The 15,655-nt window shown below is 36.5% G+C and carries 9 protein-coding genes and 1 pseudogene; 6 read left to right on the top strand and 4 right to left on the bottom strand.

The genetic code is table 11. The annotated features are described in order from the left end of the window. Positions 1–147: 147 nt before the first annotated feature. Positions 148–357 carry a hypothetical protein gene (locus tag ACJJVX_RS03840; RefSeq protein ID WP_342884632.1) on the top strand — a complete coding sequence of 70 codons (210 nt, stop codon included), beginning with the start codon at positions 148–150 and terminating at the stop codon, positions 355–357. Positions 358–424: 67 nt separating this feature from the next. Here the strand turns inward: ACJJVX_RS03840 and ppsA are convergent, their stop codons facing one another. Next, positions 425–2,800: a phosphoenolpyruvate synthase gene (gene ppsA / locus ACJJVX_RS03835; protein ID WP_405630255.1), complete on the bottom strand. Its 2,376-nt coding sequence runs from the start codon at positions 2,798–2,800 to the stop codon at positions 425–427. Between the two features lie 153 nt (positions 2,801–2,953). On the opposite strand from ppsA, the gene ACJJVX_RS03830 reads away from it, so the two are divergent. Continuing rightward, a complete protein-coding gene (locus ACJJVX_RS03830) occupies positions 2,954–3,763 on the top strand; it encodes a pyruvate, water dikinase regulatory protein (protein WP_405630253.1) in 810 nt (269 codons plus the stop codon). An 87-nt stretch (positions 3,764–3,850) separates the two neighbouring features. On the opposite strand, the gene ACJJVX_RS03825 is transcribed toward ACJJVX_RS03830, so the two are convergent. After that, a complete protein-coding gene (locus tag ACJJVX_RS03825; RefSeq protein WP_054203904.1) occupies positions 3,851–5,200 on the bottom strand; it encodes a class II 3-deoxy-7-phosphoheptulonate synthase in 1,350 nt (449 codons plus the stop codon). A gap of 998 nt (positions 5,201–6,198) precedes the next feature. After that, positions 6,199–6,498, bottom strand: a pseudogene (gene tnpA / locus ACJJVX_RS03820) (IS200/IS605 family transposase); the annotation flags it as partial. Positions 6,499–6,879: 381 nt separating this feature from the next. Between tnpA and ACJJVX_RS03815 the strand changes: the two are divergent. Beyond that, a complete protein-coding gene (locus ACJJVX_RS03815; protein WP_405630251.1) occupies positions 6,880–7,755 on the top strand; it encodes a DNA replication terminus site-binding protein in 876 nt (291 codons plus the stop codon). Positions 7,756–7,818: 63 nt separating this feature from the next. On the opposite strand, the gene ACJJVX_RS03810 is transcribed toward ACJJVX_RS03815, so the two are convergent. Beyond that, positions 7,819–9,033, bottom strand: a complete 1,215-nt coding sequence (locus ACJJVX_RS03810) for a hypothetical protein (protein ID WP_054203906.1) — start codon at positions 9,031–9,033, stop codon at positions 7,819–7,821. Positions 9,034–9,807: 774 nt separating this feature from the next. On the opposite strand from ACJJVX_RS03810, the gene ACJJVX_RS03805 reads away from it, so the two are divergent. The 3 genes from ACJJVX_RS03805 to ACJJVX_RS03795 all read left to right on the top strand — a co-directional run bounded on the left by ACJJVX_RS03805 (position 9,808) and on the right by ACJJVX_RS03795 (position 15,589). Next, the gene (locus ACJJVX_RS03805; RefSeq protein WP_054203907.1) at positions 9,808–11,046 is read left to right on the top strand and encodes an AAA family ATPase; all 1,239 of its coding nucleotides are present in this window, start codon (positions 9,808–9,810) and stop codon (positions 11,044–11,046) included. Between the two features lie 14 nt (positions 11,047–11,060). Continuing rightward, complete coding sequence (locus ACJJVX_RS03800) at positions 11,061–12,023, top strand: transcriptional regulator (protein ID WP_405630250.1); 963 nt, start codon at positions 11,061–11,063, stop codon at positions 12,021–12,023. Positions 12,024–12,439: 416 nt separating this feature from the next. After that, positions 12,440–15,589 carry an SNF2-related protein gene (locus ACJJVX_RS03795; protein WP_405630249.1) on the top strand — a complete coding sequence of 1,050 codons (3,150 nt, stop codon included), beginning with the start codon at positions 12,440–12,442 and terminating at the stop codon, positions 15,587–15,589. Positions 15,590–15,655 lie beyond the last annotated feature (66 nt).

Here is a 15,655-nt window from a genome sequence, read left to right as displayed (position 1 = left end):
GGTGATAAATTAAGGCATTTGTTCGATTATATCATGCTCAAGAGCAATAGAAATTGAAGATTTTACAGTTTGTAACACTCTTTTGATCGTAAAAGTGCTGTGATTACTTATACTCGATATTAGAAGCTTAGTTGCGAGGGAATTTAAATGAAAAAATGTATTTTACTTTTAGTTGGCAGTTTATTTATATTGCTTGGGTTATTTTTTGCTGTAGTACCTGGGCCATCTTTAATCTTTTTTATTGTTGGGTTTATGTGTTTTTCGTTTTATTATCCAAAAGCACGCCATTACTTGGCACTCTGTCAAAAAGCACTCACTAAATCATGTGCTTTTTTAGATAAAAAATTAGCGCGATAAAAGCTATTAACGTCCTGATAAAAAAATGCCAGCAATGTTGCTGGCATTTTTTATTATGCTAAACGAGTTATTTTGCTAATTTTTTAGCAAGGTATAACCACGTTTCAAGTACTGTATCTGGGTTTAGTGAAACAGAATCGATGCCCTGCTCTACTAACCAAGCTGCAAAGTCTTCATGATCAGAAGGACCTTGACCACAAATACCTACATACTTTCCTTTTGCTTTAGCCGTTTTAATTGCCATTGAAAGTAGTTTTTTGATTGCAGGGTCACGTTCATCAAATAAATGTGCAATTAAACCAGAGTCACGATCTAAGCCAAGCGTTAGCTGGGTTAAATCGTTTGAACCAATTGAAAAGCCATCAAAGTGTTCTAGGAACTCATCTGCAAGCAGTGCATTTGATGGAAGTTCACACATCATGATTACTTTTAAGCCATTTTCGCCACGTTTAAGGCCATGCTCTTCAAGTAATTCGATAACGCGTTTACCTTCTTCAAGGGTGCGTACGAATGGGATCATGATTTCAATGTTGGCCATATCCATGTCGTTACGCACACGTTTTATTGCTTCACACTCAAGTGCAAAACAATCACGGAAATCTTCCGAGATATAGCGTGCTGCGCCGCGGAAACCGATCATCGGATTTTCTTCTTCTGGCTCGTATTGTTGTCCGCCAACTAAGTTAGCATATTCGTTTGATTTAAAATCAGACATACGAACAATAACGCGCTCTGGTGCAAATGCACAGCCTAAGGTAGAAATACCTTCAACTAATTTAGAGATATAGAATTCAACCGGTGATTCATAACCTGCAATCATGTCGGTGATTTCAGCTTTTAATGCATCGGTTTGTGCATCAAAATTAAGCAATGCTTTAGGATGAACACCAATCATGCGGTTGATAATAAATTCAACGCGGGCAAGACCAACACCTGAGTGTGGTAAGCGTGCAAAATCAAATGCGCGATCAGGGTTACCGACGTTCATCATGATTTTCATTGGTAGTTCAGGCATTTTATCAACGCGTGAAGTGAGGATTTCGAAATCCAAAATACCTTCGTAAATAAAGCCGGTGTCGCCTTCAGCACATGATACTGTTACTTCTTGGCCTGCTTTAATTAGGTCTGTGGCATTACCACACCCAACCACTGCTGGAATACCTAATTCACGGGCGATGATTGCCGCATGGCATGTACGACCACCACGATTAGTTACAATCGCAGCAGCGCGTTTCATGATAGGTTCCCAATCAGGGTCTGTCATGTCAGTAACTAAGATGTCACCTACTTGTACTTGGTCCATTTCTTTAATTGAATCAAGAACACGCACGACACCAGAGCCAATTTTATGACCGATGGCACGTCCTTCAACAACAACATTACTGCTGCCATTTAGTTGAAAGCGTTCCATTATATTCGTGTCTTCGTTTGAACGTACTGTTTCAGGGCGTGCTTGAACGATGTAAAGCTTGCCGTCATTACCGTCTTTAGCCCACTCGATATCCATCGCGCGGCCGTAATGCTTTTCGATGATCACGGCTTGTTTTGCAAGCTCTTGAACTTCAGCATCGGTAATTGAAAATTGGTTTGAAAGGGATGCATCTACGTCAACGATTTCAACTTGTTTACCATGTGCTTGATCAGCAGAGTAAATCATTTGAATCGCTTTTGAACCGATGTTACGGCGCACAACGGATGGTTTGCCTTTAGCAAGAGTTGGTTTATGAACATAAAATTCATCAGGATTTACTGCACCCTGTACAACCATTTCGCCTAGACCATAACTAGATGTAATAAATACAACATCTTCGAAACCTGATTCCGTATCGATACTGAACATTACGCCTGATGATGATTTATCAGAGCGTACCATACGTTGAATACCCGCAGATAATGCTACGCCACGATGATCATAACCTTGGTGTACACGGTATGAAATCGCACGGTCATTGAAAAGCGATGCGAATACATGTTTGATGGCGACCATTACAGAGTCTATGCCACGCACATTGAGGAAGGTTTCTTGTTGGCCTGCGAATGATGCATCTGGCATGTCTTCAGCTGTAGCTGATGAACGAACTGCAAATGAAACATCGTCTGCTGCATCGCCGTGTAGTTGGCTGTATGCTTCGCGGATAGCTTTGTCTAAATTAGGTTGAAATGGTGTGTCGATAATCCACTGACGAATATCAGCACCGACTTTTACGAGTGTATTTACATCTTCCACGTCCAGTGTGTCTAAAATGTCGTGGATCTTTGCATTTAGTCCTGATTGCTCAAGAAACTCATTAAATGCGTCGGCGGTTGTAGCAAAACCACCTGGGACTTGTACACCAGCGTTTGCTAGGTTTGAAATCATTTCACCGAGTGAGGCATTTTTGCCGCCAACACGAGGAACATCTTGCATACCAAGCTCTTGATACCAGAGAACGTATTCTTGCACGGATCTTTCTCCAAAAAACAAATTGTAGTAATAACTGTGAGAGTTAAGAAAGAAAACCTTCTAAAAAGGTCGCCTTCATTCTACACTGGCAACAGACCTTACGTAAACCGTGGGGTGCCTATTTTAACTATTAAACGTAAGAAAAAGGTTAATATGAGAACTGCATTTTATATTTCTGACGGTACAGCGATTACTTCTGAGGTTTTTGGCCATGCTACTTTGTCATTATTTCCCGTTGAATTTAATCATAAAACTATTCCTTTTGTTGAAACTGAAGAAAAAGCAAACGAAGTAAAAGCGTTAATTAATGCAACTGCGCAAAGAGAAGGTGAAAAGCCGCTCGTATTTTTCACTTTTGTAAATCATAATTTGAGCGAGATAATTCGTTCTTCCTCAGCAATTACGTACGATTTTTTAACCACATTTAGTGATAAAATTGAACAAGAGTTAAAGGTTGCACCAGTTCCAAAAATTCACCGTACTCATTCAATGCATGAAAAAAGTTATGATTTTAGAATTGATGCTGTGAACTATGCGTTGACTAATGATGATGGCGCAAATATAAATAATTACGCAGAAGCGGATATTATTTTAGTGGGAGTTAGCCGCAGTGGTAAAACACCGACGAGTTTATACTTAGCATTACAATATGGTATTAAAGCTGCAAACTACCCTATTACAGAGGAAGACCTTGAAACTGGTAAGCTACCCGCTTGCTTAGTAGCATATAAGCAAAAACTGTTTGGTCTGACAATTGATCCAGTGAGATTAGCTGATATCCGCCAACGTCGAATGGCTAATTCAAAATACGCGTCGTTAAAGCAATGTAGAATTGAAGTGCGTGAAGTAGAAATGTTGTATAAAAAACATAAAATTGCATATTTGAATTCGACTAACCATTCTGTCGAAGAAATATCTGCAAAAATCATATCTGATACTAATCTTGAGCGTCGTAAGTACTAACTTAGTTTTTATTGAGATGCTTGGATTGGTGAACTAAATAATATCGGACATTAAAAAAGCCGCACTTGCGGCTTTTATTTTCTTAGCTTACTTACGTGCGTCTTTTAATAAGTCAGCAACTAAGAAACCAAGTTCTAATACTTGATCAGCATTTAAGCGTGGGTCACACTGTGTGCGATAACGCTGTGCAAGGTCATCATCAGACAATCCATAAGCGCCACCGGTACATTCAGTTACATGCTGGCCTGTCATCTCTAAATGAACACCCCCAGCGTATGAACCTTCCGCTTTGTGAACAGCAAAGAACTGACTAATTTCACGAAGTATATTATCAAAACTACGTGTTTTATAACCTGATGTGGCTTTTTCTGTATTGCCGTGCATTGGATCAGAGCTCCAAATTACTTTGCGGCCTTCTTGTTGAACGCGACGGACTAATGCAGGTAACTTTTCAGGCAGAACATCTGCACCCATACGTGTGATCAATGTTAAACGACCTGGTATGTTATCTGGGTTAAGTGCATCAATTAAACGGATTAGATCGTCTGGGTCCATTCCTGGACCAACTTTAACGCCTATTGGGTTTTTGATACCTTTAAAAAACTCAATGTGTGCATGATCTAATTGGCGTGTACGTTCACCAATCCAAACGAAGTGTGCTGAGCAATCATACCAGTCACCAGAGAGGTGATCTCGACGAGTAAGCGCTTCTTCATAACCTAGTAATAATGCTTCATGAGACGTATATAAATCAGTCTCTTTTAAGCAAGGTGCGATTGTGGAATTTATGCCACATACTTCCATAAATTCAAGTGCATCTTGAATTTTATCAGCAAGTTGTTGGTATTTTTCTTTCAGCGGGTTCGCGGCTACAAAGCCCATGTTCCAGCGATTTACTTGATGTAAATCAGCAAGTCCGCCTTGGGCAAACGCGCGTAATAAATTAAGTGTTGCTGCACTGTGGTGATAAGCGGTCATTAAGCGTTGTGGGTCTGGGATTCGCGCTTCTTCGGTAAAATCAAAATTATTTACTATATCACCACGGTAAGATGGTAATGAGACACCATCGATTGTTTCTAAATCTGCTGAACGTGGTTTTGCGTATTGGCCTGCCATACGGGCTATTTTAACTACAGGGCATTTTCCACCATAAGTTAACACTACAGCCATCTGTAAAATTGTTTTAAATGTGTCTCGAATATTTGCGGCATTAAAGTCACTAAATGATTCTGCACAATCACCACCTTGGAGCAAGAAGGCACGACCTTCACATACGTCTTCAAGTTGTTTAAACAAGCTACGAGTTTCTTCAGCGAATACTAATGGGGGTGCGCTTTTCAATTGTCCTTCGACAGTCTTTAGTGCTTCTTGATCTGGATACTGTGGTTGCTGAAGTATTGGGAGCTCTCTCCAGCTATTTGGGTTCCACGACTGCATATTATTTCCTCATTCCTACGTTTACCTGATAGGTGAAATTAACGTATGCAGTGGCGCTGTTCAAGGACTATATTCGCTAATTATCAATTATTTAGTTATGAGATAAATATTATTGATAATCAGAGGTGCTCAAAAGCACAATTACTGATACTAAGTTATTGTAAAAACCTATTAAGCTATTAATTAATATGAATAAATAGTTAATTAAAGAGATGGAATATATATGTACTTGAACATAATTAGTTAAACACCAATAAAAGAACACATCATACTTAAATTTAAGTGCATTGTAACCTTAACATTACAGTGTCTATTTAGTAATTTAGGGCTAACAGTGGATAGAATTAATAATGCGTGCTATGAAGAATTACTTTGGGTTTTAATATCTGGATTTTATTTCATCTAATAACTCGGTCATATCGCTTTAGTGATATCGAATTACCACGAATTAATATAAAACTGAATTGCTTTACCAAGGCTAGCTGTCTATTACATTTTAATATTTTGGTATGACTGTGAAGCTGAAGAAAATAGCTGTAAGTTTATAAATTAAATACCCTCCTATTTCAATTGACCAGTTTAAAGAGCTGCCTAGTTCATTGGCCTTAGTTTATAGTAGTTCATTCAGTAGGTGTTACCAGCAAGGCCCTGTAACTGTGTGCTAGGTAACTGGTCTTAAAGATATAATAAACTTCGCTAATAGAAGGTGAAAACATATCTACTGCAAAAACACCTACTTATTTTGCCGTATCGAAATATACCCAACCCTAAACTTAACCGCTCCAAGTTCGCTCTGCGCGTATCATTATTTACTATACAGGATAGCTAGAAAGCCTTTCCTATGTATGAAGCCCATTAATATGGTTATGCATTACCTTTTGTACACTTAAACCAGAATATCTTTATAAATACGATATATATGCTCTGCGTCATATTTTTAAATGATTAGCACTAAAGCAACTTTTTTTGTTATTAACATAGGCTGCAAGCGACCGAGTTTAAAGGAGCCCTAACTGAGCCCCGTGTTTTTCTTTATTGTCTAATTTGGTTTGATGATTTTGTACATTCGCTCTGATCGTATCTTCGTTTGCATTTCCTATCGTTTCAACAAAATAACTCTGAGTCCAAAGCTTGCCAGCCCAAAAGTATCGCCTTTTTACATCTGGATAAAGTCGCAAAAGTTATCTCGCCGAAATACTCTTTACTATTTTACTCTGTGACATTTTCGGTTCACTTCGAACTTCCATATGAATATGTTCTTCTGGTATTTCTAACTCAATTATATCATTGCCAAATCTTTTGAATAATTGCTTTTATCCTTGCTCTATAAGGCTATTAGAACACTTTCTGTAGATACTTAGATATTCACTAGATCCTAAAACGTAATGCGTATTTCTTTGAAGTTCCATGTGTTCAATAGTACAGATTTGGACAAGCCTCCGTGATTTTCGCTACGTTCTGTTACATCCCCATTGTTTCATATACCTATGAAACAATGGGAGGGAAATAAATCAAGTGAAACAAAGAACACATCATACTTATAACTATTTTAATAGTAGCAACTTAGCTCTGAGTATGATTGAATATTTAGTTATCAGAAGAAAGGCTGTTTTTAATATTTCGAACCTGCTTCTCTATATGGTAAAATATTGATCTTAATCTTTGTATGATGTGTTCTTATGGTATCTAAAGTACAAATTAGAAGTCAGTTTGATTTACTAAATGATTTAACTAATCTTTTTATTGATGATTTAAAAGAATGTGGTTATTCAAAAGCCGATTTTTATCAATTACCTGACGTAGGCTGTAATGATGAAAAAATTGTACCTAACTCTATTAATATTACTAAAATCACGGGGGATGCTGCACATAAATCAATTTTAAATTCGTTTGGTGATATATATAAAAAATCAGGTCTTAGTAGCCGAGTTTTAAAGCGACACCCTGGCTTATTAGTAATTAATAATGCGGATCAACAACACCTTATTGCTCGAATTCAACAATTAAACAAAGCTAAAGCTGCATTTAAAGAGTGTATTTTAGCCATTGATAATAATGATGCGCGCTTTGAAGCTGTTCATAATGCTATTCCAAATTTAATCACGCTTGCGGCCTACCGTAAAATTCATTTTGAAGTGAATTCACCTTACTCAGTACGTTTTACTTGGATGCATAAACACGCAACAAAAACTTTAACAAAAAAAATGGCACTCGAAATGCTGGAAAAATCAGCCGGTTATTCTAACCCTCGAATGATAGACCAACAAAGTTGGCAATCACTTGTTGCTCAAGAAAAATTACGTGTAGCAAGCTTGGGAGATAAAGATAAACTCAGAATTAGACGACCAACCCGTGTAAGCCCTCAAGTTAATGTTAGATACACAGCTCAAGATCGTTATCATGTCAGTGCTGCCTTACCCTTTATTTTGATTAACCCTGAACCGGATGTAAAGCTGGGTATTTTATCTGATTATCTAAAACCAGATGGACACCCAAGAAAAAAAGAATATGATTTTCTTGTTGATAGGTTATATATGGAACAAATAGAAAGTTGATTATGTTAAAAAGGCCACTAAATAGCGGCCTTTTTAATAACTACACTAAACTAAACTAAGCGGTTAATCTTGGACTATCGCCTCAATAGTATCTTCATCAAGGTGAACTACATTTTCAACTACACGCTTACCGCCTTGAATTTCAATCCGCTTATTATGTTTATTCAAAGTAAGTATTTCATCACAAAATTGATCTGACGGGTGCATTTCATATGTATAATCAATAATATTTCCCGTTTTATCATCTTTTACATTCGTAATACTGTATTCTGAAATAGCGCCTTTCTCAATTAAGTCTTTCATCGTCGTTGTCATATCACGACGCAGCGCTTTCAACTTATTTTCAGTAATATTATCTGTGGAATAAATAGAGCCATATTTTTCCATGATCGATAGTAATCTAAAGTGGTAAGTTTTTCCTGGTGCAGCATAACGCCAAAGGTGATACAAACGTAACATCATCCAACGAGACAGACCACGCTTCAGCTCTTGCGCGCTGTTGAAATAATAACCTTTATATTCAAGGTTATCGATCATGTTATGAACAAACGCATTCAGGCATGCAACACATTTTACATTGCCCCCCTGCCCTTTTTTACCACTAAAATGCAACGATGAAAGAAAGTTCATATTTGACTCATAAAAAGAGTCATCAATATCTGTATTTTTTGTATCCGTCGCAGAATACTTAAATGATAACTTAGATCCTTGCAGTGCTTCTAAAGCTTCTTTAATTTGTGGATAAGGCATAGATTGCCCAACAGCTTTAAGTTCTTGAGCCAACTCGTTCATCGAAAAAACAACGGCATATTGAATACCGGACTTAAAATTTATTTTAACGATTTTACCTTTTGAGGCCAAACGAATGAGTGCGCGCTCAACCTTTTCTTCACGATCGGATGGCCAAACTAAATATTCAATATCTTCACCATCTTTACGGCTACTGACAACAGCTGGTGTTATTTTTATTTCACCGTCATACAAAATACCATCTACTTTTTCTGATATTTTACGTGTAATGATCGTTTTTTTTGGTGCTTCTTCTAAAGGGAGCTTTTTATGACCAGAGCGAACAAAACGTCCCCATAAATCATAATGATTAAATGTGTTTGAGTATGCTCGTAATCCATGTGCAGCATTTTCGATTGAAACACGGACATCTTTATTATCGGTGAATAAAGCGAGACTCTCGTTATCGATTGCACTTTCCACCCCGTGGATCTGTCCCCGTAATGTATCGGGTAAGTTATCTACCGAGATGTTGACCTTTCGGCTCATTGTTCTTATTTCCAAATTTTGTTGCGACATCTAATAACAACACATTAAACTGTAAAAGTTAAATGTTTAAGTTAGTATAAAACTGATCCAAGTTTAAAATATATCATCAGATCACTTTTATACTAAGTCAAGGTTGTAATCATGATTTACAGATCACTTTTTTACTAACTAGGCAGTTACAAATCTAATTTTTACTAACTCAATAGCAAATTTGTCCATTTCATTTTAGTTTTTATTAAAAAACACACGACATATCGTCCATTTAGAAAGCATGCCTGTGGATAATACAACTATGAGTTGGAATAGATCTGATCTCTACCTAGTACAGATCAGATCTATACTAATCAAACCCACTCATTTAACCACTCGTTAGTGTATAACTTATTAATTAACTTAGTAAAATAATGATCTAAACACTGCTTATTGTGAACAACAATGTGTTTAACTTGTGTGTAACTTTATTGTTATATTTGTGCTTAGTAAAATAGTGATCCATCAGTAGTAAAAGATCTGATCTTAACCAAGTATAAACGTGATCTAACTTATTTACTATTGTTTATTAAAATCAATTAGTTAAGTGGCTTTTTAAGACCCTTAACCTTTATTACCTTATATACTAACCACCTTTAACCTTCTTTATTTATACTAAGCAATATTAAAGTTTGAATATTAAGTTTTGAATGTCTTCTAAATAAAAGTAATGTCTCCATAAATAGTTGTTTACAGTTAATTGAATGGACATTATACTTATCACCTAACTTTGAGGAATAAAGCATGTCAATTCATAGTAATGCGTTAGCAACATATGGTCTTTTAAAAGCAACTGCTGAAGTCGCAGAAAAGTCATTAGAAGGACGTATTCAACATTATCGCGCTCATCTAAAATCTGAAGAAAAAGAACTTAGAACATATACCCAAAAAGCAGCGGCAGATTTATTAGGGTGCAACAACCGAACCTTAAAAAGACGTCACGATAATGGCGACTTCGATGATTTAAATATTAAACGTGGTGCTAACGGTCATTATGCTTACACTCTGGTAAATATTTTCTCAATGGCTGATATCATGGATATTCAACCAGATCACCGCAATATTGATGATAAATTACAAGTTATTGTCATCAATTCACTCAAAGGTGGCTGTGGTAAAACAACTAGCATGGTAAATATTGCAGCAGCATTGGCAACTACAAATATTAAACGTTATCGTATTGGTATTATTGACTTAGATCCTCAAGGTTCTTCTTCTAGTTTTTTCCCACCGAGCGAACCAGAACCTATAACAGTCGGCGACTTAATGCGTAATTGCATTGAACTTGATGAAAATGAAACATGGGAACAACTTGTATCAAATTCATTTTTACCAACGCACATTCCAAATATTCGTATTTTACCTTCTGGTATGGACGACTTTTATTTTGAACATGAGACGGCAACGTTATTGAAAGATAGTTCAAGCTACGATAAAACACGTCATTATCATAAATTACTTGAAAAAGTGATTAACCCTGTAAAAGATCAGTTTGATATTATATTAATTGATACAGCACCTTCACTTAACTTTATGTTTTATAATGCTTTAATGGCATCTACAGCAATGTTAATACCTGTGCACCCTGAAGCCGTTGATTTTGATGCAAATAATAAATACCTAAAACGACTTGGTGAGATTTACCATACAGTGGCTTCTTTAGGCCATGAAGGTTGGGATTTCATGCAGTTTTTAGTGACTAATTACGTTAAAGGTAATCATTCTCAGCGTGACATAGTGAAAGATGTTCGTAGTGCATTTGGGCGTCAAGTCATGAGCTATCCAATAAACCACAGCTCAGCAATTACAGCCAGTTCATCATCATTTAATACTATTTTTGATCAAAAAACATCAGATAGCCTTGCTAGTCGAGAATCATTGATCAGAGCACAAGAAAATATCAAAGATGTAGTTGATGAACTTGAAATGTTGATTCGTTCTAATTGGAAGTCAACGCAATCTCAACTTAATAAAGCTAAGTAAGGTAGTTAATAATAATGGCTAAAAAACGTAAAAATGACACCAGCTTAGATCCTTTTGCTACGTCTATCGGCAATAGCAGCCTTGATGAGCTACTTGAACAGGCCAATGCCGGTGATGTGATAAAAATGCCAGCTCCAAGCGATCCAAATCGTCAGATCACATTGGTGTGTAAAATGATCCCGCATAATGACATAGAACTCATGACTAAAGTGTATGGCAAAAACCGACGAGTACAATCACTTTTAAATGAAAAATCAGTAGCTGATATTCTTCCTGCAATCACTGACGACGGGCGTAACCAACATCCAGCCCTATGCTGGGATAAAGGTGATGAAACACTTGTACTGGCAGGCTCACGTCGTCGTATGGCATGTATATTAGGAAATGCTGATTACATGGTACTTAGTTCAAGTGATTTTACAGATCTTGATGCCAAAATTTTAGCTGTTTCATCGGATCAATACATCGCACCAAGTTTGTGGGAGCTTGGCCAAGCGTATCAACAAACAAAAGATGAATTAATTAATGATGGTAAAAAGGGCTCCTATCGTGAAATAGCGGCAATTGAAGGGGTTTCTCACACAGCCATTGCTGATGCCATTAAAGCTTACGAGAAGCTACCTGCTAGCGTTCTAGCGTTGTATCCAACGGCTAATCATGTTGGCCGAGAAGTCGCAAAAAAATTAATAGCTGCAAAAGAACGCAATGAAACAACATTTAATCAACAAGTTGAATTACTCGCTAATGATCAAAGTATCAATGAGATTATTGGTGACGATAAGCGCGCAATGGCGATTACCAAATCTTTAACTGCCGAGCCTGTAAACACCCATCGTCGTGAAGCTTTACTTGAAAGCGACTATGTTAGTGTTCAGCGTAATGTTAAAAGTGGTGATTTATCGATTAAGATTGATAATAAAGTGATGACTGACAGACGCTTAGAACAGTTAACAAAGCTTTTAAATGCTTTTAACTAGTTGATAAAATAATGATCTGAGATCACGCTTTTGTTAGTAAAATAGTGATCTCGACTACCTCTAAGTTAGTTAAATAACGATCCGAATTACACCAAATCAAGCTAAATACCTATTAAAGATCATTATTTTACTAACTTAATGGTGGGTTTTTCTCCCTTCTTTGCTTATCACCCATTGCTTAGTAAAAATCTGATCTGTAAAGCCCCTCCATTGTTATTAAGTTGTTTATAACTTGTGCCTTAGTTGTTTGTTAATTGTTTTGTCGCCACCCCCGATGATTGTTTTTTATGCACAAAGCTATTTTTTACCAACTCACCAGCTCCAACAAGTATAATTTGTTGTTTTAATGCTTTAGCTCAGTACATATAAATCATATACTGGTAAAATTATTCTTTATTTTTAATGCTTCGAGCACTATGTCTGCTAATTTATCAAAGAATGACCTGTTAGCTATTTTTGAAGAAATAAAACAAGAACAAGCTACTCAATTTCCTCTATCTGAACGGTTTATAAAACAGTTGTTTAAACCTAATGTACTAAGTAGAGCAAAAGAATATTTAGCGAATGGTCAAATTAATTGCCTTGAATATAATAGCGATTTTTCTGTTATTGATGCGTCTATGCTCGGTAATGAAGGGAATACCTTTAATCAGCATATTGAGATCAAAAAATTACCAACTGGGTTTTCAGTTGAACGTCATTGTTCATGTAATGCAAAAACAAGTTGTCGTCATTTAGCTGCGGTTTTACTTAAACTTAAAATTGAGCATTCAGGTGAATACGGCCAAGATTACATAATAAATGATTGGTTTGATGAGCTTAAAACGTTAAAGCAAACAGAAGTTACGACAGTAAAAAATGTTTTGTTATTCGTACTTGATGTTGAAGATACTCGCGTTATTCTTACACCAAAGATTGCAGCCTATTCAAAAGAGCATAATTATACATTAGGCCGTAATTTAACTGAGCAACAGCTTAATAGCTTTGTTACACCTATAGACCTGCTTGAAAGTGATTTTCGATTATTCAGTTGGATACGTTCACAAAACGCCTTAGGTCATCTTGAGCTCAAAGGCCAATGGGGTTTTACTGCACTACAACAACTAATAGCAACGCAGCGTTTGTTTTTTGGACGCTCCCGTAGTTCAATCAAAGCGGATAGCGCTAAAGAACTCAGCTTTAGTTGGACACATAAAAAAGATCTTACGCATTTAAATATTGATTTATGCGATAAATCACCTTGGCTGCTATTAAAAACAACCCCACCCACTTACATTGAAACAGAGTCATTAAAAATAGGTCGTTTACGTACACCTCTCAGTGGTGAAGAAGTTGCACATATTCAATCTATACCAGCAATTCATACCACCAATTTCGAACGTGTTTATAAGCAATTAGTAGCCAATTTTGGTGATGGTGTTATTCCCCATTATCAGCCTGTAGAAAAAAAGAAATTGAAACGCATTGCTGATGCATACGCGGTGATAGACGTAAGTAATGATAAAAAGCAGTTACAATTTAGTTTGCAATTTAATTATCAAGGTCAGCTTTATCAGCCTAATTCCGCGCCGGTTAAATTACTTAATAAAGCGCTTGAGAATACAGTACTAAATGAATTAATTAACCTTGGATTTGAATCATGTAAAGGGGCTTTACAAAATACATTTATCTTTAGTAAACAGTCCATTACTCATAACCATTGGTTTAAATTTGAAGTAATTCCAATGCTTCGCCAGCGAGGCTGGAAAATTAGCGATAAAAAATTAGTGATCAAAAAAAGTTTAACAACGCCTTGTCTCGATATTAAACGAGGAAAAGGACATCAAGTTGTTAGTAAAATATTGATCTCAAATTTAAAAGCTGCCCATATTTTAGCTAACGATAACCCTGAGTATCAGTCATTAAACCGTCAAAGTGAACAATTTTATTATTACACTGAGGGTAAACAATTCGGGGTAATTGAGAAATCGGTCTTCAATTTATTAACTGAGTTTAAGCAGCGGTTTGAATTTATAAAAACACGAGATGAGTTACTTATACCCCTGTCGTTTTTACCTGAATTAATGGCTTTGGAGTGTATTAATGTTAATTTAGTTGACGATAGTTTAGAACGTTATTTAGCAGAGCTAACAATACAAAAAAAAGACGTTAAGTATAAATTGCAGGGCTTAAACTCGGGGGTTCAACTTCGCGAATATCAGCAACAAGGCGTTGATTGGTTACATTTTCTAAAACGCCATCAACTCGGTGGTATTCTTGCCGATGATATGGGCCTGGGTAAAACGCTTCAGGTCATTGCTTTTTTAGCCAATGCTAAACAAAACCCACAAGCTGGACCAACATTGATTGTTTGTCCAACAAGCTTAGTTAGTAATTGGCAAAACGAGATCACTAAGTTTGCCAGTGACATAAAAGTGACAACAATATTTGGTTCTGCACGAGTCGAACAATTATCACATTTAGCGCAAGCAGAGTGTATTTTAACAACCTACCCGCTACTAAAACGTGATATAGCCTATTATTCACCATTATATTTTGAAAACATTATACTTGATGAAGCGCAATATATTAAAAATGACAGCGCACAGGTATCGCGATTGGTTAAACGTTTAAATGCCGACTTTAAACTTTGCTTAAGTGGGACACCGATCGAAAATAATCTCTTTGAACTTAAATCGTTACTCGATTTTGCTATGCCATCATTACTGGGTTCGCAAAGCCATTTTAAACAACATTTTCAAACCCCGATCGAACGTGATGGTGATAGTGAGCGTGCCCGCGAATTAAAGTCATTAATAATGCCATTTATTTTGCGCCGTACTAAAGCTGAAGTGGCACAAGAGCTACCTTTAAAGACTGAGTTGATAAAAGAATTTGAGTTTGAATCACAGCAAAAAGCAATTTATCAAGGGATCACTGAAGCACTTGAAGAAAAGATGATCGATTTATTTGCCGCGCAAGGTATGCAAAAAAGCAAGCTTGCATTTTTAGATGCGTTATTAAAGTTAAGGCAAATTTGTTGTCATCCGCAATTAATTGATGAGCATACTACTGCACGCAGCGCGAAGTTAGATTGGATCAGTAATCACCTACCTATGATGCTTAGCGAAGGACGTAAAGTGATTATCTTTAGCCAATTTACTAGCGCCTTAGACATTATTGCCACACAACTTAATGAACAATCAATTAGCTTTAGCTTACTTACAGGGCAAACACGGCATCGCGATAAAGTAATAGATGAATTTACCAGTGGTAACACCTCTGTATTTCTAATTAGTCTTAAAGCGGGTGGAACTGGTCTTAATTTAACTCAGGCTGATACAGTGATCCACTTTGATCCATGGTGGAACCCTGCCGTTGAAAAGCAAGCAACAGATCGCGCTTATAGGATCGGTCAAACAAACCCCGTTTTTGTTTATAAATTAATTATGGCGAATTCAATTGAGCAAAAAGTGTTTAAAATGCAACAAGAGAAGCAAGCCCTTGTTGATGCATTATTTACTGATAAATCAATGAGTTTTACTAAGTTAGATGAAGAACAAATGTTGTCTTTGATCAAAAATTAAAAAAAGATACTCAAAATAGAGGATCTTTTATTGAACTTAACCTGTAAAGCGGCGTCTACTATTGTG

Source organism: Pseudoalteromonas sp. Ld20, assembly GCF_045064175.1.
Lineage (GTDB): Bacteria > Pseudomonadota > Gammaproteobacteria > Enterobacterales > Alteromonadaceae > Pseudoalteromonas > Pseudoalteromonas neustonica.
The sequence above is the reverse complement of the archived record's forward strand: the minus strand, read 5'-3'. Positions and strand labels throughout refer to the sequence as shown.

Bases quoted from the DNA above. Each gene is read 5' to 3' on its own strand.
- ACJJVX_RS03815 (WP_405630251.1), top strand. From the start codon at position 6,880: ATGGTATCTAAAGTACAAATTAGAAGTCAGTTTGATTTACTAAATGAT.
- ACJJVX_RS03810 (WP_054203906.1), bottom strand. From the start codon at position 9,033: ATGAGCCGAAAGGTCAACATCTCGGTAGATAACTTACCCGATACATTA.
- ACJJVX_RS03830 (WP_405630253.1), top strand. From the start codon at position 2,954: ATGAGAACTGCATTTTATATTTCTGACGGTACAGCGATTACTTCTGAG.
- ACJJVX_RS03800 (WP_405630250.1), top strand. From the start codon at position 11,061: ATGGCTAAAAAACGTAAAAATGACACCAGCTTAGATCCTTTTGCTACG.
- ACJJVX_RS03805 (WP_054203907.1), top strand. From the start codon at position 9,808: ATGTCAATTCATAGTAATGCGTTAGCAACATATGGTCTTTTAAAAGCA.
- ACJJVX_RS03795 (WP_405630249.1), top strand. From the start codon at position 12,440: ATGTCTGCTAATTTATCAAAGAATGACCTGTTAGCTATTTTTGAAGAA.
- ACJJVX_RS03825 (WP_054203904.1), bottom strand. From the start codon at position 5,200: ATGCAGTCGTGGAACCCAAATAGCTGGAGAGAGCTCCCAATACTTCAG.
- ACJJVX_RS03840 (WP_342884632.1), top strand. From the start codon at position 148: ATGAAAAAATGTATTTTACTTTTAGTTGGCAGTTTATTTATATTGCTT.